We start from the raw sequence: 25,194 nt of genomic DNA on the forward strand, positions 1-25,194 counted from the left end.
TCTTACTGAATAGTTACTGAAGCCATAACAACAGATTCTCGTGGAGCCTCGCTGATGAAATCCTATGAAGTCAATTTTGACGGTCTAGTGGGGCCGACCCATAACTACGGCGGTTTGTCCTACGGCAACGTCGCGTCCCAGAGCAACAGCCAGCAGTCTTCGAACCCGAAGGAAGCCGCGCTGCAAGGCCTGGCGAAAATGAAAGCGCTGATGGAAATGGGCTTTCAGCAAGGCGTTCTGGCCCCCCAGGAACGTCCTGACGTTGCGGCCCTGCGCCGTCTGGGCTTCAGCGGCACCGACGCGCAAGTGATCGAGAAAGCCGCCAAAGATGCGATGCCCTTGCTGGTCGCCAGTTGCTCGGCGTCGAGCATGTGGGTGGCCAACGCTGCCACGGTCAGCCCGAGTGCCGATACTGCGGATGGCCGCGTGCATTTCACCGCTGCCAACCTCAACTGCAAATACCACCGCAGCATCGAACACCCGACCACCAGCCGCGTGCTGGGGGCGATGTTCGCTGACCAGAAACACTTTGCTCACCACGCCGCCTTGCCGGCGGTGGCGCAGTTCGGCGACGAAGGTGCGGCCAACCACACCCGTTTCTGCCGTGAATACGGTGAAGCCGGCGTCGAGTTCTTCGTGTTCGGGCGCAGCGCATTCGACACCCGCTACCCGGCTCCCCAGAAGTACCCGGCGCGCCAGACGCTTGAAGCCTCGCAAGCCGTTGCTCGCCTGCACGGCTTGAGCGATGACGGCGTGGTCTTCGCCCAGCAGAACCCATCGGTGATCGATCAGGGCGTGTTCCACAACGACGTGATCGCGGTAGGTAACGGCGAGGTGCTGTTCTATCACGAGGACGCGTTCCTCGACACCGAGCAGATGCTCGCTGAACTGCAGGGCAAACTCGCAAAAGTCGGTGGGACATTCCAGTCAATTTGCGTCCCGCGTTCTGCCGTAACCGTCGAAGACGCCGTTCGTTCCTACCTGTTCAATAGCCAACTGCTGACCCGCCCTGACGGTTCGATGCTGTTGATCGTGCCGGAAGAGTGCCGTGGCAATGAACGCGTCTGGCAGTATCTGCAAGGTTTGACCAGCTCCGGCGGCCTGATCCGCGAAGTGAAGGTTTTCGATCTGAAACAAAGTATGCAGAACGGCGGCGGCCCGGCTTGCCTGCGGTTGCGTGTCGCACTGAATGAAACCGAACTGGCGGCGGTCAATCCAGGGGTTATCATGACGGCACCGTTGTACGGCACGCTGACCGAATGGGTCGACAAGCACTACCGTGACCGCATGGCCGAAACCGACCTGGCGGATCCGCAATTGCTGCTTGAGTGCCGGACGGCACTGGATGAACTGACGCAAATCCTTAAACTGGGCGCGGTTTATCCTTTCCAGATCAATTGAACGTCGAGAGCGTAAAAAACATGAGCGATACCCTGCAGCTGATCCTTGAAGACACCGACGGCACGCAACTGGAAACGTCCTGCACCCGCGTCGCGGTACTGTGGCAAGGCAAAGAGCTGTGGATCCAGCAGGACGGCCGCGGCCAGCTGCTGATCGGCGTGGACGTTGAAGAAGGTGATGCCGAATACGCAAACCTGCTGCTGCGCCCATTGGCGACTAATCTGGTAAGTCTGCAACTGGAAATGGAACCGGCTGAAGTCGGCGACGAAGACCACGTGCACGGCCCGGATTGCGCACACGACCACTAAGGAAATCGCTCTATGCTCGCCCTCGGCAAACTGCTTGAACTGACCCTCGCCGGCCGCGAACCGGCGGAGAAGACTCAACTGACTGTCGAAGGCGTGCGCATGCGCTGGTTGAGCGAAGGTGCGCTGGAAGTCCGGCCGCCTGAGGCGCGCGACAATGGCCTGGACCTGCTGCTGTCAGCGGGTATCCATGGCAACGAAACAGCGCCGATCGAGTTGCTCGATCGCCTGTTGCATGACATCGCTCGCGGCGACTTGAAACCGCGCGCACGCATTCTGTTCCTGTTTGGCAACCCGGAAGCGATTCGCAAAGGCGAGCGCTTCGTCGAGCAGGACGTCAATCGGCTGTTCAACGGCCGTCACGAACAAACCAGCGGCTCCGAAGCCCTGCGCGCCTGTGAACTGGAGCGGCTGGCGGCGAGTTTCTTCAGCCTGCCGGATCGCAGCCGCCTGCATTACGACCTGCACACCGCGATTCGTGGTTCGAAAATCGAGCAGTTCGCGTTGTATCCCTGGAAAGAGGGGCGCCAGCATTCACGTCTCGAGCTGGCCCGTTTGCGTGCTGCCGGTATGGAAGCGGTGCTGTTGCAGAACAAGCCGTCGATTGTGTTCAGCTCTTACACCTACGACAAGCTTGCGGCCGAGTCTTTCACCCTTGAGCTGGGCAAGGCGCGGCCGTTTGGGCAGAACGACGGTGTGAACGTCTCGCTGCTTGAAACCCGCCTCCAGCAGATTATCGAAGGCACCGAGCCTGCGGTGACCGACGAAGGCCTGGACGGTTTGCAGTTGTTCAGCGTGGCGCGGGAAATCATCAAGCACAGTGATAGCTTCCGCCTGAACCTGCCGGCGGACATCGAGAACTTTTCGGAGTTGGACGTGGGTTACGTGCTGGCCGAAGACATCGCCCAGACCCGCTGGATCATCGAAGAGAAGGGCGCCCGGATCATCTTTCCGAACCCCAAGGTCAAAAACGGCCTGCGCGCCGGCATCCTGATCGTGCCCGCCACCGACGAAAACCTCGCATAACAGACACAGTAGTCCCCTGTAGGAGCGAGGCTTGCCCGCGAAAGCGATTTCATAATCAACATTGATGTTGAATTTAAAATCGCTTTCGCGGGCAAGCCTCGCTCCTACAGGGGCTGGCTCGGGGTTTAGACGGCTACCGCGCGAGGCTCGCTGCGACGCAACGCACGCATCTTGTGCAGCGTATCGGCACAGGTCTTCGCCGCTTCCTGGCCTTTATGCACGAAATGCTCGAAGAAGAACTTCTGATGCTCTTCGCCGGCATGGAAGTGGTGCGGGGTTAAAACCACCGAGAACACCGGCACTTCAGTCTCCAGCTGAACCTGCATCAGGCCGCTGATCACCGACTGGGCGACGAATTCGTGACGGTAGATGCCGCCGTCGACCACCAGGCCCGCGGCGACGATGCCGGCATAACGGCCGGACTTGGCCAGCAGCTTGGCGTGCAGTGGAATTTCAAAGGCGCCGCCGACTTCGAAGAAATCGATCTCCGATTCCTGATAACCCTGGGCAATCATTTCGGCAACGAAGCCCTTACGGCTCTGGTCGACGATTTCCTTGTGCCAGCAGGCCTGGATGAACGCAACGCGCTCGCCCTGATGGTTTTTGCTTTTGCTATCGATTGCGGTGGGTTGCATGTTCTGACTCCTGTTTATGTAAAAAACAGGGCATATGAATCGAATGGGATTTAAGGGTACGCACGCTCGCACGAATGCCTGCGGACGGCCCTTTGGCGCCAATCCCGTTCTCTCTTCATCCGGACTATGACCGTCGGCCCCGGGATCACACCGGGTCTGCTGACCTTGCCGCCAGACACCACCGAAGCCGTGTCTGTCACCAAGCGCTCGCGGGCTATGCGCATTGTGCGCAATTACCGCCGGTGGGGAGTTGCACCCCGCCCTGAGAACGTTTTGCCGCCAGATTGTTTGGCGGCGCAGCTTTTTTAACACATATTTCCTGCCTGTGCATTGCTGCTATCTGATGATTGCTATCGACTTTTTCGCTCACTTGACGGGTCTTTTCCTTCGCTTGGGGTTGATTAATCGTTGTCATGACCGCAGTAATTCCTACCTGAAAGGGATTTTCCCCTGCTTACCGAGGCCAGATTCATGAGCGTTATCGATCTTCGCAGCGACACCGTTACCCAACCGACCGCCGGAATGCTCGACGCGATGGCCAGTGCGCCCACCGGTGACGACGTCTATGGCGAAGATCCGACGGTCAACCGCCTGGAAGCGGAACTGGCAAAACGGTTGGGGTTTGCCGCTGCGTTGTTCGTGCCGACGGGCACCATGAGCAATCTGCTGGGCCTGATGGCTCATTGCGAACGGGGTGACGAATACATCGTCGGCCAGCAGGCGCACACGTATAAGTACGAAGGTGGCGGCGCGGCGGTGCTTGGCTCGATCCAGCCGCAGCCGCTGGAAGTGCAGGCTGACGGCTCGCTGGACCTGGCGCACGTCGTCGCCGCGATCAAACCGGACGACTTCCATTTCGCTCGTACACGGTTGCTGGCGCTGGAAAACACCATGCAGGGCAAAGTCCTGCCGCTGGAGTATCTCGCCCGGGCACGCAGCCTTACCCGTGAACATGGGTTGCAGCTGCACCTGGACGGCGCTCGGCTTTACAACGCGGCCGTCAAGTTGGGTGTTGATGCCCGCGAGATCACACAGCACTTCGATTCGGTTTCGGTCTGCCTGTCCAAAGGCCTGGGCGCGCCGATCGGGTCGGTGTTGTGTGGTTCGGCAGAGTTGATCGGCAAGGCGCGTCGCCTGCGCAAGATGGTCGGTGGTGGCATGCGCCAGGCCGGTCTTTTGGCCGCGGCGGGGCTTTATGCGCTGGATAACAACGTTCAGCGTCTGGCCGACGATCACGCCAATGCGCAATTTCTGGCCGACGGACTGCAAAAGGCCGGTTACGAAGTCGAGCCGGTGCAGACCAACATGGTTTACGTGAACATGGGCGACAAGGCCGAGGCGATCAAGGCCTTTGCCGCCGAGCGTGGCATCAAGCTGAGCGCTGCCGGACGCCTGCGGATGGTCACGCACATGGACGTTGACCGCGCTCAAATCGAGCAGGTCGTCGCGACATTCGTCGACTTTTCTCGCAACTGATCGCCTTGGCGGTCCAATTGACCGTTTCTATCGTATAAACACGCTGTACCCCGCGCGCTGGGCCGATATAATGCGGCCCTTTGCCGTCGCTTCGTCTGTTGACGTTTCGTACAGGCCTTTGGCCGCAGCCTCCGTGGAAGAACCTAATGAAAAGCGCAGAAATCCGTGAAGCCTTCCTTCGCTTCTTCGAAGAGCAAGGCCACACCCGTGTAGCCTCCAGCTCTTTGATTCCGGGCAACGACCCAACCCTGCTGTTCACTAACGCGGGGATGAACCAGTTCAAGGACTGCTTCCTGGGCCAGGAAAAGCGCGCGTACACCCGCGCTGTCTCCAGCCAGAAATGCGTGCGCGCCGGCGGCAAGCACAACGACCTGGAAAACGTCGGTTATACCGCCCGTCACCACACCTTCTTCGAAATGCTGGGTAACTTCAGCTTCGGTGATTACTTCAAGCGCGACGCGATCACCTACGCCTGGAACTTCCTGACCTCCGAGCAGTGGCTGAACCTGCCGAAGGAAAAGCTCTGGGTCACCGTCTACGCCAGCGATGACGAGGCCTATGACATCTGGACCAAGGAGATCGGTGTTCCGGCCGAGCGCATGGTCCGCATCGGCGACAACAAGGGCGCGCCATACGCTTCCGATAACTTCTGGACCATGGGCGATACTGGCCCGTGCGGTCCTTGCACCGAGATTTTCTACGATCACGGCGCCGACATCTGGGGCGGCCCGCCGGGCTCGCCGGAAGAAGATGGCGACCGTTACATCGAGATCTGGAACAACGTGTTCATGCAGTTCAACCGCACCGCCGATGGCGTGTTGCACCCGCTGCCAGCGCCGTCGGTCGACACCGGCATGGGCCTGGAGCGGATCAGTGCCGTGCTGCAGCACGTTCACTCGAACTATGAAATCGACCTGTTCCAGAGTCTGCTGAGCGCATCGGCCAAGGCTATCGGCTGCACCAACGACGCTCAGGCTTCCCTGAAAGTCGTGGCTGACCACATTCGTTCGTGCGGTTTCCTGATTGCCGACGGCGTGCTGCCGTCCAACGAAGGCCGGGGTTATGTGCTGCGCCGGATCGTCCGTCGCGCCTGCCGTCACGGCAACAAACTGGGCGCCAAGGGCAGCTTCTTCTACCAGATCGTAGCGGCCCTGGTTGCCGAGATGGGCGAAGCCTTCCCTGAGCTGAAAGCTCAACAGGCACACATCGAACGCGTCCTGAAAGCCGAAGAAGAGCAGTTCGCCAAGACCCTGGAGCAGGGCCTGAAAATCCTTGAACAGGATCTGGCCGAACTCAAAGGCGACGTGGTGCCGGGCGACGTGGTGTTCAAGCTCTACGACACCTACGGCTTCCCGATGGACCTGACGGGCGACATCGCTCGCGAGCGCAACTTGACCATCGACGAAGCAGGCTTCGAACGCGAAATGGAAGCCCAGCGCGTCCGTGCCCGTTCCGCCAGTTCCTTCGGCATGGACTACAACAGCCTGGTCAAGGTTGATGTGGCCACCGAATTCACCGGTTACAAAGCCACCAGCGGTTCGGCGAAAGTTGTTGGCCTCTATAAAGAAGGCCAGGCGGTCGACGTACTGAGTGAAGGCGAAGAGGGCGTGGTCGTTCTCAATCAGACCCCGTTCTACGCTGAGTCCGGCGGCCAGATTGGCGATTGCGGTTATCTGCAATCGAGCGGTGGCCGCTTCGACGTGCGTGACACCACCAAGACCGGCGGCGCATTTCTGCACCACGGTGTGTTGGCATCGGGCAGCCTGATCATCGGTTCGCCGGTTGAAACCCACGTTGAAGCCGAGGTGCGCCACGCCACTTCGCTGAACCACTCGGCCACTCACTTGCTGCATGCGGCGTTGCGTAAAGTACTGGGCGATCACGTTCAGCAGAAAGGCTCGTTGGTCGACAGTCAGCGCCTGCGCTTTGACTTCAGCCACTTCGAAGCCATCAAGCCTGAGCAACTGAAGGCCCTGGAAGACATCGTCAACGCCGAGATTCGCAAGAACTCCGCCGTTGAAACCGAAGAAACCGACATCGAAACCGCCAAGAAAAAAGGCGCCATGGCGCTGTTTGGCGAGAAGTACGGCGACAACGTGCGCGTGCTGAGCATGGGCGGTGATTTCTCCGTCGAGCTGTGCGGTGGCATCCACGCCAACCGTACCGGTGACATCGGCCTGCTGAAAATCATCAGCGAAGGCGGTGTTGCGTCGGGCGTGCGTCGTATCGAGGCAGTCACCGGTGCTGCGGCACTGGCTTACTTGAACGCTGCAGAAGAACAACTCAAGGAAGCGGCCAACCTGGTCAAGGGCAGCCGCGACAACCTGATCGACAAGCTGTCGGCTGTGCTGGAGCGCAACCGTCTGCTGGAGAAGCAACTCGAGCAGTTGCAGGCCAAGGCGGCCAGCGCGGCGGGCGACGATCTGTCGGCTTCTGCCCTGGACGTCAAAGGCGTGAAAGTGCTGGCCGTGCGTCTGGACGGTCAGGACGCCAAGGCGCTGCTGGCGCTCGTCGATCAGCTGAAAAACAAACTCGGCCGCGCAGTGATCCTGCTCGGCAGTGTCCATGAGGAAAAGGTCGTTCTGGTTGCAGGCGTAACCAAAGACCTGACTGGCCAACTCAAAGCCGGTGATTTGATGAAGCAAGCCGCTGCGGCAGTGGGCGGGAAGGGCGGTGGTCGTCCAGACATGGCGCAAGGCGGCGGTACTGACGCTGGCGCACTGGACGCGGCACTGGCCCTGACGGTTCCATTTGTAGAGCAGGGTTTATAAGGCAGGGTGTCCGGCCCGTCGTCTAGTGGCGGGCGGGAACGCTGTTTGAGTGATTATTTGGGCGCCCTTCATGGGCAGAGGCGGCTTTGAAATGGCTTTGATCGTACAGAAATTTGGAGGCACCTCAGTCGGCACTGTCGAGAGAATCGAGCAGGTCGCCGACAAGGTTAAGAAATTCCGCGATGCCGGCGATGACCTGGTGGTTGTCCTGTCGGCAATGAGCGGCGAAACCAACCGTCTGATCGATCTGGCCAAGCAAATCAGTGGTGATGGCCAACCGGTTCCGCGTGAGCTGGATGTGATCGTTTCCACGGGCGAGCAGGTGACGATTGCACTGTTGGCCATGGCGCTGATCAAGCGCGGCGTGCCTGCGGTGTCTTACACCGGCAACCAGGTGCGGATTCTGACGGACAGTGCGCACAATAAAGCGCGTATCTTGCAGATTGATGACCAGAAGATTCGCGGTGATCTGAAGGCAGGTCGTGTGGTGGTTGTCGCCGGTTTCCAGGGCGTCGACGAGCATGGCAACATCACCACCCTCGGTCGTGGCGGTTCCGACACCACCGGCGTGGCGCTGGCGGCGGCTTTGAAGGCCGACGAATGCCAGATCTACACCGATGTCGATGGCGTCTACACCACCGACCCGCGTGTGGTGTCCGTGGCCCAGCGCCTGGACAAGATTACCTTCGAAGAGATGCTGGAAATGGCCAGCCTCGGTTCCAAGGTGTTGCAGATCCGTGCGGTGGAATTCGCCGGCAAGTACAACGTTCCGCTGCGCGTACTGCACAGCTTCAAGGAGGGTCCGGGCACCCTCATTACTATTGATGAAGAGGAAACCATGGAACAGCCGATCATTTCCGGCATCGCTTTCAATCGCGATGAAGCCAAGCTGACCATCCGTGGCGTGCCAGACACCCCGGGCGTTGCATTCAAGATTCTCGGCCCGATCAGTGCCGCGAACATCGAAGTCGACATGATCGTGCAGAACGTTGCGCACGATAACACCACCGACTTCACCTTCACCGTGCACCGCAATGACTTCCAGGCCGCACAAACCGTGCTGGAAAACACCGCTCGCGAGATCGGTGCCCGTGAAGTGGTCGGTGACATCAAGATCGCCAAGGTCTCGATCGTCGGCGTCGGCATGCGTTCTCACGCAGGCGTGGCCAGCCGCATGTTCGAATCCCTGGCGAAAGAAAGCATCAACATCCAGATGATCTCGACGTCGGAAATCAAAGTCTCCGTTGTGATCGAAGAGAAGTATCTGGAACTGGCTGTGCGCGCTCTGCACACAGCTTTCGAACTGGACGCACCGGCCCGAACAGGCGAGTGATGCGTTTGCCAAAGGGCGCGGTCTGACCGCGCCCTTTGTCTTTTTTGAATGGCGCGACCCAGGAACTGTTCTTTTGCTCGCGCTGGTCAATACTCAGGCATGTAGGGCTGCGATCGTTTTCCGGTTGTAGGTCGAGTGCCTTTTTTTTGCAGACTGTTGTCCCTGAAATGAAATGCGTGAGGAGAAAGGTATGCTGATTCTGACTCGTCGGTGCGCAGAAAGCCTGATTATTGGTGATGGCGAAATCACCGTGACCGTGCTCGGCGTCAAAGGAAATCAAGTGCGTATTGGCGTTAACGCACCTAAAGAGGTTGCGGTTCACCGTGAGGAAATTTACTTGCGGATCAAGAAAGAGAAGGACGACGAACCAAGCCATTAATTTTTATCGTTTTTTATGTTTGCAAACGGGGAAGAAGCTGGTTAATATACGCCCCGTGTTGCGGAGAGCTGGCCGAGTGGCCGAAGGCGCTCCCCTGCTAAGGGAGTACACCTCAAAAGGGTGTCGGGGGTTCGAATCCCCCGTTCTCCGCCATTATTTGCGTAGTACGTTGTAATCTGGCTTTTTCGGTAAGTGTTTGAAATTACTAGAAAAAGTGCTTTACATAGAGATTAGACGGCCTATAATGCGCGGCAACAAATGCACTCGTAGCTCAGCTGGATAGAGTACTCGGCTACGAACCGAGCGGTCACAGGTTCGAATCCTGTCGAGTGCACCAAACACCAAAAAGCCCGCGTTTAACGCGGGCTTTTTGCCGTCCGGGATTTGGCTTTTCCCTTTGTACATCCTTTCTCGTCGAACTCCACGTGTGCGCTGCGACCTCGCTTGAGTTCGTAGCGGTAGCTTGTTGCGGAATTCCTGATACTGATCTTGTCCGGCTTGCCCAGGGCGCTCTCGACGTCCTGTTGTGTCATGCCCGCGACTATCCGTTGATTGATGATTGCTTCGCGACGTTCCTTGGCGGTTATCAGGTTTGCGCACTTGTCCTCAGTCTGGCCGACAATGGTTGGCTCCTTTCTTCCGGTTTTCGTCGAGGGTGTCTCCCGAGCGTCAGCCTCAGGCATGAGCGCTATCGTGTTGCCGGGCGTGAAAGTGCGCACCTCTTGCTGCGAGAAGCTTTCACCCTCCGCGCAACTCAGGGTTGTGAAGGTGAGGCGACCGTCGGGTGCTTCGCAACGGTGAAGGATGGTTGCCTGCAACCGGGGTGAAAGGCAGAGCAGGGCAAGCAGTAAAAAATAAAAGGCAATTGATGGCATTAAACGTCCTCCATGACGGTCCATGTCAGGGTAGCCGCTACATTTTTCGATGAGGGTGTGTTTTCTTTTCAGAATGAGTCGTCGCAGTTGGAGAGATCAGGACTGCGCTCAGCTTTGTCTTGCAACCGCTTGTTTCAGCCATGATTTTTTGACGTTTAAAACCGTCGGGCGGTGTATCATTGCGCCCGTCAGCCCCGCCGGGGCTTGTGGAATACCTCCATGGACTTACCCAGTAGTTACTCAGTATCCCGTTTTTCCAATCATGAATTGACTGATTGATCCTTCCGGCGTGCCCCGCTGCTGGGAGTGGAGTTCGCCTATGTCTGAAGTAGAAGTAAAGAAAACGCAGGAAAGCTTGCAGGACCGCCTCGCTCAAGTCGTTGAGCTGCTGCAGCGCCAGCGGGTGGTCGAAGACCTGACTCATCGCCAGGAAGGTCCGCATCACGACCGGGTCGAGAACCTGGTTCACCGGCAAAACCTCGTCGAGCTGCAACGCAAGCTCGATGATCTGCACTCCGCCGACGTTGCCTACATCCTTGAAGCCTTGCCGCTGGACGATCGTCTGACGCTCTGGCAATTGGTCAAGGCTGATCGTGACGGCGACATTCTCCTCGAAGTATCCGACTCGGTTCGTGAAACCCTGATCGCCGACATGGACGATCACGAGCTCCTGGCTGCGGCCAAGGACATGGACGCCGACGAACTTGCTGACCTGGCTTCCGAGCTGCCGCGAGACGTTGTCCACGAGCTGATGGAAACCCTCGATGGTCAACAGCGTGAGCGCGTCCGCTCCGCGTTGTCCTATGACGAGGAGCAAGTCGGTGCGCTGATGGACTTCGAGATGGTGACCATCCGTGAGGATGTCAGTCTCGAAGTCGTCTTGCGTTATCTGCGGCGTCTCAAAGAGCTGCCGGGCCACACCGACAAACTGTTTGTGGTCGACTACGACGGCGTGCTCAAGGGCGTGCTGCCGATCAAGCGTTTGCTGGTCAACGATCCGGAAAAGCAGGTTTCGGAAGTCATGGCCAGCGACCCGGTGAGTTTTCACCCGGACGAAGATGCCTACGATGCCGCTCAGGCGTTCGAACGTTACGACTTGATCTCGGCGCCTGTGGTCGACAAGAACGGCAAGCTGATCGGCCGTCTGACCATCGATGAAATGGTCGACCTGATCCGTGAAGAGAGCGAAAACGAAGTGCTCAACATGGCGGGTCTGCGCGAAGAAGAAGATATCTTCGCTTCGGTCTGGAAATCCCTGCGCAACCGTTGGGCCTGGCTGGCGGTCAACCTGATCACCGCGTTTATCGCATCCCGGGTGATCGGCCTGTTTGAGGGCTCCATCGAAAAACTGGTGGCACTGGCGGCATTGATGCCGATCGTGGCCGGTATCGGTGGCAACTCGGGCAACCAGACTATCACCATGATCGTTCGAGCCATGGCGCTGGACCAGGTGAGCACCGGCAATACCTCGCGATTGATGCGCAAGGAGCTGGCCGTCGGTTTGATCAATGGCCTGGTCTGGGGTGGCGTGATTGGCGTTGTGGCCTATCTGCTTTATGGCAGTTGGTCCCTCGGGGTGGTGATGACCGCCGCCATGACGCTTAACTTGTTGCTGGCGGCGTTGATGGGGGTCTTGATCCCGATGACTCTGGCGCGGCTTGGGCGCGATCCGGCGATGGGTGCCAGCGTTATGATCACTGCCATGACTGACAGCGGCGGGTTCTTCATCTTCCTCGGGCTGGCGACGATTTTCCTGCTCTGACTTGCCTGCTTTAAGAAACCCGCCAATTCGGCGGGTTTTTTATGGCCGAATTTCAGGCAAAAAAAAGCCAGCGATTATGCTGGCTTGGCTTTCGGGTCGAATCAGGAAGCGTCTGCGGCCATTTCGGCGTCATGGGCAATCAGCGAAACAAGAGCATTTTGCTGACGGTGGGAGAGTTGGCGGAAGCGTTGCAGCAGTTCACGTTCGTGCAATGACAGCTCTGGGCTGTCCAGGCGCATGCTCAACTCTTCGCCCAGTGCACCTTCCTGAATAAGACTCTGCTCAAGGCGCGCAATGATTTCGGAGTTCATGCTGCGATGATGATTGCGAGCCACCTCGGCAATGCGTTCACGCATTCCGTCTGGCAGACGTACGACGAACTTGTCAGCCGTACGGCTGGAATAAATTGCCTGTTTCAATGGGCGCATATATTTAACCGGTTAGTTCAGGGGAGCGGTTCTCGGGATTGGCCGCAGGATGTCTGATAGGACAAGCTCTCTGGCCAAATGTTCAACCTGAATTGATAGAGGCTCGCATCATGCCTCAAAGCAGCCAGATCATTGGCGTCAATTCTGTGACAAATATTGAGCTGGGTAAAGGCGTTATGCCAGCACCTTTATCGAAAATGTGGACTGGTTAGAAAACTTTGGTCCCTGCCCGTATCGCTGACCGCGTGCTCTTCCCGTCAGGTGATGCCCGAAGACGCCTGAAGGTGCATGCTACGCGGATTCGATCCTTGGTCCTTACCTTATACAGGATAGTGGCAAATGGCCGATTTACTAGTGGCAGACCCGCACAGGGGGGGGATTCAGGATGGATGGCAGGCTGATTTACTTGATGGGGCCTTCCGGATCCGGCAAAGACAGCCTCATCGAAGCGGCTCGACAACCTTTACGCTCGATAAACGGCGAAGTGGTACGACGGGTCATTACGCGTTCGGCTGAATCCGTAGGCGAAGATGCCATCGGAGTCTCTCGCGAGGAGTTCGAACAACGCCGCGACAAGGGTGACTTTGCGCTGTCGTGGCACGCCCATGGCCTGGATTACGGCATTCCGGTCCAGATCGACCATTGGCTGGAAGAAGGTCGTCATGTCTTGGTCAATGGCTCTCGTGGCCACCTGGCCGAGGCACTGCAACGCTACCCGACATTGTTGCCGGTGCTGTTGACGGTCCAGGATGAGGTCTTACGCGAGCGACTGATGAAGCGAGGCCGTGAGAGCCTTGCAGAAATTGAAGCCAGATTGCGCCGCAACAGGTTATTTACAGCGGAGGATCCTCTCGGTGATTCGCAGATCCATCGACTCGACAACTCTGGCGAGCTTGCCGTCACCGTCGCCAATCTTCTGAAATTGCTTAACGTCAGCGCAGAACCGGATCGAATTTGATTTTGCGTCCGATAATCAGCGCCAGCACGAACAACGCGCCGAAAACGCCGCAGGCGATCAGGGGTACGGTGGCAACCGTGTCCGGGACCAATGACAGATGAAGAATGCCGCTCAGTAAGGCAAGGATCAAGAATCCTGCGGCTGATTTGGACATTGCTGTGCTCCTGATAGGGTGATTCAAAATACCAAGCGTTCCGAAGTCTGAGACACCGGAAGATAATTTTGCTGGCTTACGTCCTGGCCAACAAAGCCGCGCTGATCGTTCATGACCGCCAATTGCGGGGCTTTTTGCAGCTGGAGGTAATGCGGCATCCGATGCGCGACCTGCTCAGCGCCGCTCTCGGCGGCAAAATGACCACCCAGCAGGACGGTAAGGGCGATTGCATTCGAGAGTAAAAGGACGCTGTTCATGAGGCTAACCTCGGTTGTTCGTGAGAACAGCTAAAGCAGCCCGCGTGCCAAGAGTCTAACGGCAATTAAATCCTTTAAAAACAAAGAATTAACTTATTGCTTAAAGAGGCCGTCGTTGCAAATTGCAATGATGGCATTTTGAGAGGATGCAATTTGCACGGTAAATTAAGCCACGATGACAAGGGGCTGCTGCCTACACTTAAAAAGCCCTACGGACGACATGACAAAAGCAGGCCTGGCCGTTAACATGCTCGCCGTCTATCGCACCGCATCCCTGCGGGGCGATCTGTGTCTCAGTAGCTCAATTGGATAGAGCATCCCCCTCCTAAGGGGAAGGTTGGCAGTTCGAACCTGCCCTGGGACACCACCTGATTTACAGCCCTGCGCTGTGATAAAAAGCCCCGCCGGAAAATCCTCCAGCGGGGCTTTTTTATGCCCGTCGCCCCGACGACCTACATGGCAAGTCCATCGTTGCTGTGCCTTACTCCTTCGTACCATTCAAGGAGTGACGCGATGCGACACAGAGGTGCACATTTCTGGTTATGGACCAACAGCAGGCTACTTCACCATACCCATGAAGAAGTGCTCAGCGATGGTGTGCAGGTCGAGGTGCAGGCACGGGTCGGTCATGGGGGCGTCACGCAGGTGTTCATCGGTATATACGCTGACGGTGGCGGGGCGATTTGCGAGGAGTTTCATGACCGCGCGGTGGGTGAATATTATTGTTCCGCATTGAAGTGGGGCGCTCAGCGGGCAAGAGAGCTGGTGGCGGACAGCCAAGCGTTTGTCGCGCCGCATCGGGTGCAATTGACGTTGGCCCCGGTGATTACCGATGAACCGACACTGGCATTGCGACGCATGGAAATGACCGAACGGGAGCGTTTGAAAATCCGCTCCGAAGACGCCTGGTCGGAGTACCTGGCGGCCAAAGCCGCGATGCTTGAGCTGATGCGCGCCACCAAAGTCGACCCCGGGGTGTGGGCGGACCACAAGGAGCGCCTGCGGCAGGCGATTGATCGGCGCATCACTGTGCAACGCGCCTATCTGCGCTGAGTCATTTGCCGATCGACAGGCTCGAGGAGCGTCGCAGTTCCTCGATGGTCTCGATCAGTTCATCGTAGGACACCGGTTTGCCGATGTGCTGGTCGAAGCCCGATTGCCGGGATTTCTGAATATCGCTTTGGGCACCGTAGCCCGTCAGCGCAATGGCCGGCACATCCCTGAGCAGCGGGAGTTGCCGCAAAGCGCTCATCAGTTCGTGACCGTTCATGACTGGCATGCCCAGGTCCGAAATGATCAGGTCGAAGTGCGTGCCTTTTGCGGCGTCCAGCGCGGCCACCGGACGGTCGAAGGCAATCACTTGCGCGTCCTCCATTTCCAGCAGCATCTTCAAGGTTTCCAGCACTTCGGCAGAGTCGTCGACCAGCAGAATGGTCAAGCCGCTCAGCCGTCCGGCCCCCTCGTCGACCTGCGTAGCGGTTTGAGCGTCATGATCAGTCTTGGCCATCGGCAAGTAGACACTGAACGTGCACCCTGCACCCAACCCGGGTGAGCTCACTTCAACCGAGCCGTGTTGTGCTTCTGCCAGTTGGCGGACCAGCGACAGGCCGATCCCCAGCCCTTCACGGTTGTGCGTGGCATGTTGCTTCTCTGCCTGCCCGAACAGATCGAACACGTGCTCAAGGTTCTCGGCGGCAATGCCGGTGCCGTTGTCTTTGACGTCCAGCCGCACCCTGTTCCCGTCCTGGCTGGCGATCAGTTGCACGTGGCCATTGGGCGGGGTGAATTTCAGCGCGTTGTTCACCAGGTTCCAGATAATCTGTTCCAGGCGTGTCGGATCGGCATGCACCATCAACGGCTCTGAAGGCACATGCAACTCGACCGTGGTTTCGTGCCGTTCGTTGAGCACGACGCTGTGGATATCACGCAGCACGCTGACCAGGTCGGTGGCGACGGGTTGTAGCTTGAGTTTGCCGGTACGGACACGGGCGACATCCAGCAGATCATCGATGATCCGGGCCTGGCTATTGACGGCATCGCAGATCGTATTGACGGCCTTGGCGGCCGGAGCCACGGACTTGGTCACCGGCAGGCGACGCAGCAACTCAGCGTTGAGCTGGATCAGGTTCAGCGGGTGCTTGAGCTCATGGGACATGACCGCGAAGAACTCGTCCTTGAGGTAATTGGTGTTGCGGGTCTCGGCCAGCGCCAGGCTTTGCGCTTCGTGCTGACGTTTGTGGCCGGTCAGGTCCCGGGCAATCTTCACGTAGCCTCGGAGGTTGTCACCGCTGAGCAACGTCGCCTCACCACTGCAAAAGAACCGACTGCCATCCTTGCGCAAGTGCCAGCGTTCGTCCTCGCTGCGCCCATGGTCGCGCACCGTCTGCAGTTCTTTCTCGGGCACGCCGCTGGCGCGGTCCTCTTCAGAGAAAATAAAGTCGTAATAAGCCCCCTCTGCTTCGCTCTTGCCATAACCGAAGATCAACTCGGCACCTTTGTTCCAGCTGGTGATCACCCCTTGTTCATCCAGCGTGATGATCGCGTAATCGCGGGTGCTTTCAGCCACCAGACGCATGCGTTCTTCGCCCAGGCGCAGTTCTTCTTCGGCGGCGCGGCGTTTGGTGATGTCGATGAAGGTCAGCACCGTCCCGTCGATATGGTCTTCGCTGGAGCGGTAGGGCAGCAGGCGGGCGATGTACCAGCGCTTGTCGGTGCTGCTGACTTCGCGCTCGATCATGTTCAATGACTCGAAGACCAGCGCTGCATCACGGGCCAGGTCGTCGTAGTGCAGTCGGTGGGTGATGTCGAGCAAGGAGCGCCCGGTATCCACCGGCAACATGCTGAAAATGTCCGTGGCGCGCGGAGTGAACCATTTGATCCGCATGTTGCGGTCAACGAACACCGTGGCGATGTCGGTGGAGGCGATCAGGTTGGTCAGGTAGTCGTTGATCTTGTCGGTTTCTTCAACTTTGGTTTTCAGCTCGAAGTTGACCGTCAGTAACTCTTCGTTGATTGATTGCAGTTCTTCCTTGCTGGTTTCCAGCTCTTCGGTGGCCGAGCGCAGCTCTTCGTTGATTGCCTGCATTTCTTCGTTGGAGGCCTTCAGCTCCTCGCTGGAGACTTCCGATTGTTCGATGGTGTCCTGCAAGTGCAACTTGGTGCGTTGCAGTTCGCGTTCAAGGTTGGACAGCACCTGGCTTTCGGTTTGCGTCAGGGTCGAGGCGGCCTGTTCCGAGGGATCGACTTCGGCCTCTTCGAAAATCACCAGGACAAACTCGCCGTCCGACTCTTCGTCCTTATAAGGCTGCGCCATCAGGTCGACTTTGTAACGCCGGTTGTCCCGGCTGATCGGCACCGCACGGGATTTGACCACCAGGCCACTCTGCTGGACCTGAAACAGCGTGGTGCGAATCTCCAGACGCAACTCGGGAACAATCAGCGTCAGCAAGTTACGCGACAACTCGCCGCCCACATGGCGCAGGAAGCGCCCAGCGCTATCGCTCATGTGCAGGATGTCGGCGTTGGCATCGACAATCATGCTCGGTGGCGCCGCGCTTTCGAGGGCGCGCTGATGGATGTCGGCAAAGGACAGTTTGCGCTGCACCGCGTTTTGCGGCGTCTCACGGGAAATATTGCTGCGCACATACCCGCCGCGCGGCATGGTTGGGGTACGTCGGCTATTGGTCGTGCCGGTCTTGGCGCGGAAGATCCGGTTGCGCTTGTCCACCGGAGCGAACAGTTCGTGGCAAGCATCGGCGCTCTCGGAAGAGCCCAGGAACAGGAAACCGCCCGGACGCAGTGCGAAGTGAAACATTTGCAGAATTTCACGCTGCACTTCGCGATCCAGGTAGATCAGCAGGTTGCGGCAAACGATCAGGTCAATCTGCGAAAAGGGCGGATCGGACAACAGGCTGTGTTTGGCAAACAGGACCTTTTCGCGAATTTCCTTGCGAATCCGGTAGTGGTCATCTTCCTTGACGAAGTAATGCCGCAGGCGCGTCGGCGGCACATCGGTCACGATCGCTTGCGGGTACAGACCGGCCCGGCCGATGCTGATGGCGCGCTCGTCAATGTCGGTGGCGAACAGTTGCAGCGAGGCTTTGCTGGCGTCCAGTTGCAGTTGATCGTTGAGCAGCATCGCCAGGCTGTAGGCTTCTTCGCCCGTTGAACAACCGGCGGACCAGACACGGATTTCTTCTTTCTCGGGCTGCGCCGACACGGCGGCACTGACCAGTTGCGGCAGCACGTTCCGCTCCAGGGCTTCGAACGCCTCGCGATCACGGAAGAAGTTGGTCACGCCAATCAACATATCGCCCAGCAGGGCTTTGGTTTCGTCGGGATTGTTTTGCAGGAAGCGGAAATAGGCACCCAGGTCGGGTTGGGCCGTGACCTGCATCCGGCGCTCGATCCGCCGCAACACGGTCGCGCGCTTGTAGTGCTTGAAATCATGGCCGGTGCCGGTGCGCAGCTGGATCAGGATGTCATGGAGCAGCTGTTCGGCGAGCGCCGCGTCACGCTCGGACACGGAGGCGAACGTTTGCAGGTCCGGGTCGTTGGCGGTGGGCAGGCTGATTTCCTGTGAGTTTCGCCACAGCTCCAGCAGCTTTTGCGGCATTTCCACCACCGGCAACACCAGATCGACATTGCCGGTTTCGATGGCAGCGCGAGGCATGCCGTCAAACTCGGCATCTTCCGGTGCCTGGGCCATGGTGATGCCACCGTGTTCCTTGATGCGCGACAGCCCGACCGCACCATCGGAGCCACTGCCTGACAGCACCAGGCAGAAAGCGCGCTCGCGGTGGACTTCGGCCAGGTCGCGGAAAAACAGATCAATCGAGGCGTGCCGAGACCCGTGCGGGTCGTTGCTGCTGACTTCAAGCACCCCGTCATTCATCGTCAGCCGCTGAGCCGGCGAGATGACGTAAACGTGATTTTTCTCGATCGGCACCGTTTTGGTGACTTGCAGGACTGGCATCCGGGTCGATTCCTGGATGATCTTGTCCGCGATGCTCTGGTGATCGGGCGACAGGTGAAGAATGATCACGAACGCCATGCCGTTGTCATGCGGCATGTTCTCGAAAAACAGTTTGATGGCTTGCAGCCCGCCCGCCGACGCTCCAACGCCTACCACTGGAAAATCCAGGGTGCTGGGCTTCAGGGCCTTACGCTCAGGAGCCGGGGCCGAGTGCTGGGGGGTGCTGGTCATTTCTTCTGCCTTAGTCGGCGACTGCGGTCTATTGATATCTTCGGTTATAAAAAGCGCGTCAATAAAGCAGCATAATCCCGTTTTTCAATAACACCTTCAAATATTTAGAGACACTTGATTGGCTGGAGTTCTCAAGGGAACGGCACTCCTGGCCGATAACCCGAACGGTCATTGTCTTCTTCTCAAATTGCCTGGAAATCTTCGATGCTGTCGTATCACCAAAAGAGTTTTCTGATCGTCGATGATTTCTCGGATTTCCGCAGTTCCGTCAGGTCCATGCTGCGTGAACTGGGGGTCAAGGACGTCGACACCGCAGACACCGGGGAGCAGGCGCTGCGCATGTGTTCGCAGAAGGCCTACGATTTCATCCTGCAGGATTTTCACCTCGGCGACGGCAAGAAGAACGGCCAGCAAGTCCTCGAAGACTTGATGATCGAAAAGCTGATCAGCCATGAAAGCGTGTTCGTCATGGTCACTGCCGAAACCAGCCAGGCCATGGTGCTCAGCGCGCTGGAACACGAACCCGACGCTTACCTGACCAAGCCGTTCAACCGTTCCGGCCTGGCCCAGCGCCTGGAGCGTCTGGAACAGCGCAAGAACCTGCTCAAGCCGATCCTGCAAGCGCTCGATCGTGGCAAACCGCTCGAAGTGCTCAATGCCTGCATCGAGCTGTGCAAGAAGGACATCCGTTATTCGCCGCTGTGCCTGCGTTACCGCGCGGACGCCTTGCGCGACCTGAATCAAAACGAAGCGCTGGAACGTCTCTACGACAGCATCATTGCCGATCGGCCGTTGCCGTGGGCGTTTGCCGGGTTGGGCAAGTTGCTGTTCAAGCGTGGCCAGGTCAGCCAGGCTAAAGGCGTCTACGAAAAAGCCCTGAAAGTGTTTCCGATGATGCCGGCGCTGTATGACGGCATGGCTGATGTGCTGGTGGCCGAAGGGGATACCAAGGGCGCGCAGAAAGTATTGGAAGAAGCCATTCGCCTGTCGCCGCTGGCGGTGCGCCGGCAAGCTCTGCTGGGCAAACTGGCGATGGCCAACGAAGATTTCGATACGGCCTCAAAGGCTTATCGCCAGGCCGTGTCCCAAGGCGCGCAGTCACGCTTCAAGGATGCCGAAAGCAACCTCGGCCTGGCCCATGCGTTGATCAGCAAAGGCAGCGAGAAAGGCCTGGATACCCGCACCCGACTGGAGATCAATACGACCCTCAGCCTGGTGGCCAAGGAAAACCCGTCTGATCCTGGCCTGCAGATTCGTGCGCGCCTGATGAAAGCCACCAGCCTGTTGCTCAACGACGCCGAAACCGCCGAGAAGCTCACCGAGCAGGCGATGATGCGCCTTGATGGCATGGAGCAGTTCATGAGCGCCGAAGCCGCGCTGCTGGTGGCCAAGCAGCTGCAAATGCTCGGCCAGGCGAGCGCCGGCGCGACGATGTTGAAAAACTGTGCGGAAATCTACGGTGACGATCCGGTGGTGATGCAAGGGATCGCCAAACTGACCGACGACCCGACGATCCTCAGCCAGAGCAACGCGGCCTCCGACCTCAACCGACAGGGTGTGCAGGTGTACAAGACCGGCAACCTGGTCGAAGCCCGGGCAATCTTTCGCAAAGCGCTGGCGCTGCAACCGAAGAACATCAGTATCGCCCTTAACATGGCGCAATCGCTGCTGCACGGCACCGATACCAGCGTAGCGTCGGCCGAGCTCGATGAATGCCGGGCCTGCCTGAAACTGGTGGGCATGATGCCCGACACCGACGCGCGGTATCCGCGCTTTCAGAAACTGAAAATCAAGGCGTTCAGCGGATGAGCCAAGACAACTCTGCACTGGATTTTTCGACGGTGATTGCCTCCACCGTGCACGACATGAAGAACTCGTTGACCCTGCTGATGCAGGCCCACAGCCAATGGCTGGCCCGCTTGCCCGATCCCGAGCGGCACAGCCCGGAGCAGGGCGTCATCGAGTACGAGTTCGCTCACCTCAACGGCATGCTGGTGCAGTTGCTGGGGCTGTACAAACTGGGCGTCAATCAGATGCCGTTGCAGCCGGCCTATCATGAGCTGGATGATTTCATCGAAGCGCAACTGGCCGCTCATCAGGAAGTGTTCGCCAGTCGCGGCATTGTCGCGACTTATGAAGTCGACCCGTTGAGCCCCTTGGGTTTCTTCGATCGCGAGCTGGTGGCCTCGGTGCTGGCCAACTGCATCAACAACGCCATTCGTTACGCCCGCCAGTCATTGCTGATCAGTGTCGGCGACGAGGCCGGCGAACTGGTGCTGTCCATCAACGACGATGGCGACGGTTATCCGGTCGAGATGATCGAGCGTCAGGCCGATTATGTGCAGGGCATCAACCACAGCAGCGGCAGCACAGGCCTGGGCTTGTATTTCGCCGGACGGATCGCCGCCTTGCATCAGCGCAATGGCGTGGAAGGACGCACCCGGATCAGCAACGGCGGGCCGTTGGGTGGTGGGGTGTTCAGCCTCTGTCTGCCCTGACGTTTCTTTTTGTGTGGCGCTGCTTGATATTCCGAACAGGCGGAGCCTATTTTGTACGGGTCGCCGTTCGCGGCTCGCACAATTACAAAGGATTGCGTCATGACAACCGATGGCCAGCGTTCACTCGCACAGCGATTGACGGGCATTGATGAGATTGAATGTGTCACGCCGGATTTGAACGGCGTGCCTCGGGGCAAGGTAATGACCGCCGAGGGGTTTCTCGAAGGAAGGCGTTTGCAGATGGCGCGGGGTGTGCTGCTGCAATGCATCATGGGCGGATATCCGCCCGCACGCTTTTATGGCAGCGATGATGGCGACCTGGCGCTGGTGCCTGACCCGGCACACATCCACCGCCTGCCCTGGAGCCAGCAACCGCGGGCACTGGCCATTTGCGACGCCGATGAACTGACCGGCGAGAGCTCGAAGCTGTCGACCCGTGGCCAACTCAAGGCGGTGATCGCCCGTTACGCGGCGCTGGGCCTGGCACCGGTGGTGGCGACCGAGCTGGAATTCTTCGTGTTCGCGCCCAATCCCGACCCGACGCAACCGTTCCAGCCGCCGTTGGGCCTGGACGGTCGGCGCGAGGAAGGTCATTCGGCGTTCAGTGTCAGTTCCAATAACGGTCTGCGGCCATTCTTCAGCGAAGTCTACCAATGCATGGCGGCCCTGGGTTTGCCGCGCGACACCTTCATGCATGAGATGGGCGTCAGCCAGTTCGAGATCAACTTGCTGCACGGCGATCCGTTGCTGCTGGCCGACCAGACGTTCCTGTTCAAGCACCTGCTCAAGGAAGTCGCGCTCAAGCACGGCCTGAGCGTGGTGTGCATGGCCAAGCCGCTGGCGCACACGCCGGGCAGTTCGATGCACATTCACCAGAGCATCGTCGAGATCGGCAACGGACGAAATGTGTTCAGCGATGCGGCAGGCCAACCGACCTCGACCTTCCGTCACTTCATTGGTGGCCAACAGGCCGGCATGGCGGATTTCACCGCGTTGTTTGCGCCGAACGTGAATTCCTATCAGCGCTTGTGCCATCCGTATGCTTCGCCGAACAATGCCTGCTGGTCCCACGACAACCGGGCCGCCGGATTGCGCATTCCGGCCAGTTCACCGGCCGCCCGTCGGGTCGAAAACCGCTTGCCGGGGGCTGATGCGAATCCGTATCTGGCGATCGCCGCCAGTCTTGCCGCCGGTTTGTATGGCATTGAGAACGAACTGGAGCCGAGCGAGGCGATCCAGGGCGAATTCGAAGTCCCGGATAATCTTTCGTTGCCGTGTACCTTGCATGCCGCTCTTGAACGTCTGAAACGTAGCCAATTGGCGAAGGAACTGTTCGGCAAGGAGTTCATCGAAGGCTACGTCGCTTCGAAGACCATGGAGTTGACCAGCTTCTTTGATGAAATTACCCCCTGGGAGCGCCGTGTTCTGGCCACCCAGGCCTGATGACCTGTCGTCTTCGGGCTATCTTTTCGGATAGCCCGTTTCTTACCGCAAGGAGCCGCTCGGAACGCCGATGCGCCAAATCTGGAAACCTTTTCGAGCGCTTTATTTTGCCTCGCTGATGATGTTGATCGGCTCAGGCTTGCTGAGTACCTACCTGGGCTTGCGTCTGGCGGCGGATAACGTCGACAGCTTGTGGGTGGGTGCGTTGATGGCCGCCAACTATTTCGGCCTGGTGCTGGGTGGCAAGATCGGTCACCGACTGATCGCCCGGGTCGGGCATATTCGCGCCTATTCGGCCTGCGCCGGGATTGTCGGCGCGGCGGTGCTCGGCCACGGCCTGGTCGACTGGTTGCCGGCGTGGATATTCCTGCGGGTGATCGTCGGTCTCGGCATGATGTGCCAGTACATGGTGATCGAAAGCTGGCTCAATGAGCAGGCTGAAGCGTCCCAGCGTGGCACGGTATTCAGCGGCTACATGATCGCGTCCTACCTGGGGCTGGTGCTGGGCCAACTGATTCTGGTCATGCACCCGGCCCTGGGCCTGGAGCTGCTGATGCTGGTCGCCTTGTGCTTCGCGCTGTGCCTGGTGCCGGTGGCCCTGACCCGGCGGATTCACCCGGCGCCATTGCATCCGGCGCCGATGGAGCCGCGGTTCTTCATCAAGCGCGTGCCGCAGTCATTGAGCACGGTGCTGGGCGCGGGGCTGATCATTGGCTCCTTCTACGGTCTGGCGCCGCTGTATGCTTCGCAGCAAGGATTGTCCACCGAGCAGGTCGGTCTGTTCATGGGTAGCTGCATTTTTGCCGGGCTGCTGGTGCAGTGGCCGTTGGGCTGGCTGTCTGACCGTTATGACCGGGCGTTGTTGATCCGCTGTTTTGCGGTGGTCCTGGCCCTGACCGCGTTGCCGCTGGCGATCATGCAGCAGGTGCCGCTGGAGGTTCTGTTCGTCGCCGGGTTCTTCTGTTCGCTGGTGATGTTCTGCCTGTATCCGCTGGCGGTGGCCTTCTCCAATGACCACGTCGAAGGTGATCGTCGCGTGTCCCTGACAGCGATGTTGCTGGTGACTTACGGCGTGGGTGCCAGCATCGGGCCGTTGGTGGCCGGGGTCCTGATGAAGCTGTTCGGCAGCCACATGCTATATGCCTTCTTCAGCTTCTTCGCGTTGGTGCTGGTGTGGCGGATTCGCCCGAAAGCGGTCACCAACCTGCATCAGGTCGAAGATGCGCCGTTGCATCACGTGGCTATGCCGGACAGCATGTCGAGTTCGCCGCTGGTGGCGTGCCTTGACCCGCGGGTCGATGAGCAGGTGGTGCAGGATCAGATGCAAAATCCGATCAGCCCGGAACCTGCGCCTGAACCAGAGCCGGATCCCGAGACCGAGACCGATCCACCATCAGAAGACCCGGATGCGGGTCGTGAGCAAAGCTTCACCGAAGCCAGGCCCTAAAAACCTGCGCATAAAAAAACGGGCAGTCACCGCAAGGGACTGCCCGTTTTTTGTTGAAGCACCGTATTACATGTCGTCTTTGTCGAAACGGCGTGCTTCACGCTGTAGCTGATAGACGAACCGTTCGACTTGCCGCTGCACCAGACCGCTCATGTTATGAAAGCGAACACCGGCGAAGGTGGTGGAGATCCTCTCTTCGAAGTGCAGGTAACGCAATTCGACCGGTGCGGTCATGTTGCCGAAGGGCAGGGCGGCGACAAAGCGGTCATAGACCTGGCCCAGTTGCAGGCTGCCGGTGATGTCACCTTCAAAACGCAGTTTGCAGCCGGTGGCCGAGATGTCCAGCAGCTTGCCGCCCAAGGTCGATTTGAGTTTCTCACCGCCCAGTTCGACGTTGACCAGTTGCGCCAGTTTCAACGCTGCACGGAACGCATTACGGCGCTGGTGATAGATCACTTCAGCGGGCAGTGGGCCACGATAGCAGCGAGCATCGCCGGACTCATCGATGGTCAGCGTACCGTTACTTTCCCAGGCGATGCGCACGCCGTCATGAAAGCCTTCAACCTTGAATGGTTCTCCGGCCAGCAGAAAACGTTCCCCGTCACGCGGGATCATTTCATCCAGGGCGATCGAATTGCTGTCGCGATCAACGTTCACCAGATAGCTCTGGAAGCGTTGGGTGCGCTCATGGAACGTGATGATCAACGGATCATGGCTTTCTTGCAGCTGCCGCAGGTTACCGGCGATTTCCATCGGCGTGGATAGCACCTTGGGTGGCTGCGGAGCATCGTCCGCGTTTAAGGCATTGAACACGGTTCATCATTCTCCAGGCAAAATTTG

At 58.6% G+C, this 25,194-nt stretch carries 21 protein-coding genes, 3 tRNA genes and 1 riboswitch; of the genes, 17 read left to right on the forward strand and 7 right to left on the reverse strand.

Going from position 1 to position 25,194, the window contains the following annotated elements; all coding sequences use genetic code 11:
- The first annotated feature begins 54 nt into the window (after positions 1-54).
- The 3 genes from astB to astE are packed head-to-tail and all read left to right on the forward strand — an operon-like array spanning position 55 to position 2,732.
- On the forward strand, positions 55-1,401 hold the full coding sequence (gene astB / locus FHL16_RS20920) for an N-succinylarginine dihydrolase (protein ID WP_077749181.1): 1,347 nt from the start codon (positions 55-57) through the stop codon (positions 1,399-1,401).
- Between the two features lie 20 nt (positions 1,402-1,421).
- Positions 1,422-1,709, forward strand: a complete 288-nt coding sequence (locus FHL16_RS20925; RefSeq protein ID WP_010457234.1) for a hypothetical protein — start codon at positions 1,422-1,424, stop codon at positions 1,707-1,709.
- A 12-nt stretch (positions 1,710-1,721) separates the two neighbouring features.
- Entirely contained in the window at positions 1,722-2,732 is a 1,011-nt protein-coding gene (gene astE / locus FHL16_RS20930) for a succinylglutamate desuccinylase (protein WP_010457232.1), read from the forward strand.
- A 125-nt stretch (positions 2,733-2,857) separates the two neighbouring features.
- Here astE and FHL16_RS20935 read toward each other — a convergent pair whose 3' ends face one another.
- Positions 2,858-3,367: a 6,7-dimethyl-8-ribityllumazine synthase gene (locus FHL16_RS20935; protein WP_007943897.1), complete on the reverse strand. Its 510-nt coding sequence runs from the start codon at positions 3,365-3,367 to the stop codon at positions 2,858-2,860.
- 102 nt (positions 3,368-3,469) lie between these two features.
- A riboswitch (FMN riboswitch) is annotated at positions 3,470-3,641 on the reverse strand.
- 197 nt (positions 3,642-3,838) lie between these two features.
- Between FHL16_RS20935 and ltaE the strand changes: the two genes are divergently transcribed.
- From ltaE to FHL16_RS20965, 6 genes are all read left to right on the forward strand, one after another.
- Positions 3,839-4,843 carry a low-specificity L-threonine aldolase gene (ltaE, locus tag FHL16_RS20940; RefSeq protein ID WP_077749182.1) on the forward strand — a complete coding sequence of 335 codons (1,005 nt, stop codon included), beginning with the start codon at positions 3,839-3,841 and terminating at the stop codon, positions 4,841-4,843.
- A 146-nt stretch (positions 4,844-4,989) separates the two neighbouring features.
- Positions 4,990-7,614, forward strand: a complete 2,625-nt coding sequence (gene alaS, locus FHL16_RS20945; protein WP_010457228.1) for an alanine--tRNA ligase — start codon at positions 4,990-4,992, stop codon at positions 7,612-7,614.
- 91 nt (positions 7,615-7,705) lie between these two features.
- Positions 7,706-8,947, forward strand: coding sequence for an aspartate kinase (locus tag FHL16_RS20950; RefSeq protein WP_008033100.1), 1,242 nt, complete (start codon positions 7,706-7,708; stop codon positions 8,945-8,947).
- A gap of 190 nt (positions 8,948-9,137) precedes the next feature.
- Complete coding sequence (gene csrA / locus FHL16_RS20955; protein WP_003178872.1) at positions 9,138-9,326, forward strand: carbon storage regulator CsrA; 189 nt, start codon at positions 9,138-9,140, stop codon at positions 9,324-9,326.
- Between the two features lie 62 nt (positions 9,327-9,388).
- A tRNA-Ser gene (locus tag FHL16_RS20960) sits at positions 9,389-9,479 on the forward strand.
- Positions 9,480-9,586: 107 nt separating this feature from the next.
- Positions 9,587-9,663, forward strand: a tRNA-Arg gene (locus tag FHL16_RS20965).
- A 19-nt stretch (positions 9,664-9,682) separates the two neighbouring features.
- On the opposite strand, the gene FHL16_RS20970 is transcribed toward FHL16_RS20965, so the two are convergent.
- Positions 9,683-10,201, reverse strand: a complete 519-nt coding sequence (locus FHL16_RS20970) for a cell envelope protein SmpA (RefSeq protein ID WP_077749183.1) — start codon at positions 10,199-10,201, stop codon at positions 9,683-9,685.
- A gap of 319 nt (positions 10,202-10,520) precedes the next feature.
- Between FHL16_RS20970 and mgtE the strand changes: the two genes are divergently transcribed.
- Positions 10,521-11,963: a magnesium transporter gene (gene mgtE / locus FHL16_RS20975; protein ID WP_010457218.1), complete on the forward strand. Its 1,443-nt coding sequence runs from the start codon at positions 10,521-10,523 to the stop codon at positions 11,961-11,963.
- A gap of 101 nt (positions 11,964-12,064) precedes the next feature.
- Here mgtE and FHL16_RS20980 read toward each other — a convergent pair whose 3' ends face one another.
- Positions 12,065-12,391: an Arc family DNA-binding protein gene (locus FHL16_RS20980; protein WP_003178899.1), complete on the reverse strand. Its 327-nt coding sequence runs from the start codon at positions 12,389-12,391 to the stop codon at positions 12,065-12,067.
- Between the two features lie 385 nt (positions 12,392-12,776).
- On the opposite strand from FHL16_RS20980, the gene phnN reads away from it, so the two are divergent.
- Positions 12,777-13,349 carry a phosphonate metabolism protein/1,5-bisphosphokinase (PRPP-forming) PhnN gene (gene phnN / locus FHL16_RS20985; protein ID WP_010457210.1) on the forward strand — a complete coding sequence of 191 codons (573 nt, stop codon included), beginning with the start codon at positions 12,777-12,779 and terminating at the stop codon, positions 13,347-13,349.
- Here the strand turns inward: phnN and FHL16_RS20990 are convergent.
- Together FHL16_RS20990 and FHL16_RS20995 are read right to left on the reverse strand one after the other, a co-directional pair.
- A complete protein-coding gene (locus tag FHL16_RS20990) occupies positions 13,324-13,503 on the reverse strand; it encodes a PA3371 family protein (protein WP_010457208.1) in 180 nt (59 codons plus the stop codon). The genes phnN and FHL16_RS20990 overlap by 26 nt on opposite strands.
- A gap of 23 nt (positions 13,504-13,526) precedes the next feature.
- Positions 13,527-13,760 carry a hypothetical protein gene (locus tag FHL16_RS20995; protein WP_077749184.1) on the reverse strand — a complete coding sequence of 78 codons (234 nt, stop codon included), beginning with the start codon at positions 13,758-13,760 and terminating at the stop codon, positions 13,527-13,529.
- Positions 13,761-14,050: 290 nt separating this feature from the next.
- On the opposite strand from FHL16_RS20995, the gene FHL16_RS21000 reads away from it, so the two are divergent.
- Positions 14,051-14,127 (forward strand) — tRNA-Arg (locus FHL16_RS21000).
- 146 nt (positions 14,128-14,273) lie between these two features.
- Positions 14,274-14,813 (forward strand): hypothetical protein, encoded by a 540-nt coding sequence (locus FHL16_RS21005; protein ID WP_077749185.1) that lies wholly within the window; start codon positions 14,274-14,276, stop codon positions 14,811-14,813.
- 1 nt (position 14,814) lies between these two features.
- On the opposite strand, the gene FHL16_RS21010 is transcribed toward FHL16_RS21005, so the two are convergent.
- Positions 14,815-18,966 carry a CheR family methyltransferase gene (locus FHL16_RS21010; RefSeq protein WP_077749186.1) on the reverse strand — a complete coding sequence of 1,384 codons (4,152 nt, stop codon included), beginning with the start codon at positions 18,964-18,966 and terminating at the stop codon, positions 14,815-14,817.
- Positions 18,967-19,170: 204 nt separating this feature from the next.
- Between FHL16_RS21010 and FHL16_RS21015 the strand changes: the two genes are divergently transcribed.
- The 4 genes from FHL16_RS21015 to FHL16_RS21030 all read left to right on the forward strand — a co-directional run bounded on the left by FHL16_RS21015 (position 19,171) and on the right by FHL16_RS21030 (position 24,354).
- Positions 19,171-20,775, forward strand: a complete 1,605-nt coding sequence (locus tag FHL16_RS21015) for a tetratricopeptide repeat-containing response regulator (RefSeq protein ID WP_010457175.1) — start codon at positions 19,171-19,173, stop codon at positions 20,773-20,775.
- Complete coding sequence (locus FHL16_RS21020) at positions 20,772-21,464, forward strand: sensor histidine kinase (protein ID WP_077749187.1); 693 nt, start codon at positions 20,772-20,774, stop codon at positions 21,462-21,464. The genes FHL16_RS21015 and FHL16_RS21020 overlap by 4 nt, the downstream gene beginning before the upstream one ends.
- Before the next feature lie 201 nt (positions 21,465-21,665).
- The gene (locus FHL16_RS21025; protein ID WP_177346246.1) at positions 21,666-22,907 is read left to right on the forward strand and encodes a glutamine synthetase family protein; all 1,242 of its coding nucleotides are present in this window, start codon (positions 21,666-21,668) and stop codon (positions 22,905-22,907) included.
- A gap of 70 nt (positions 22,908-22,977) precedes the next feature.
- Positions 22,978-24,354, forward strand: a complete 1,377-nt coding sequence (locus tag FHL16_RS21030; RefSeq protein ID WP_010457169.1) for an MFS transporter — start codon at positions 22,978-22,980, stop codon at positions 24,352-24,354.
- 66 nt (positions 24,355-24,420) lie between these two features.
- Here FHL16_RS21030 and FHL16_RS21035 read toward each other — a convergent pair whose 3' ends face one another.
- A complete protein-coding gene (locus FHL16_RS21035; RefSeq protein WP_042932643.1) occupies positions 24,421-25,167 on the reverse strand; it encodes a flagellar brake protein in 747 nt (248 codons plus the stop codon).
- Positions 25,168-25,194: the final 27 nt, after the last annotated feature.

The sequence above is a fragment of the Pseudomonas sp. FSL W5-0299 genome (assembly GCF_005930655.1).
Classification (GTDB): Bacteria; Pseudomonadota; Gammaproteobacteria; order Pseudomonadales; family Pseudomonadaceae; genus Aquipseudomonas; species Aquipseudomonas mandelii.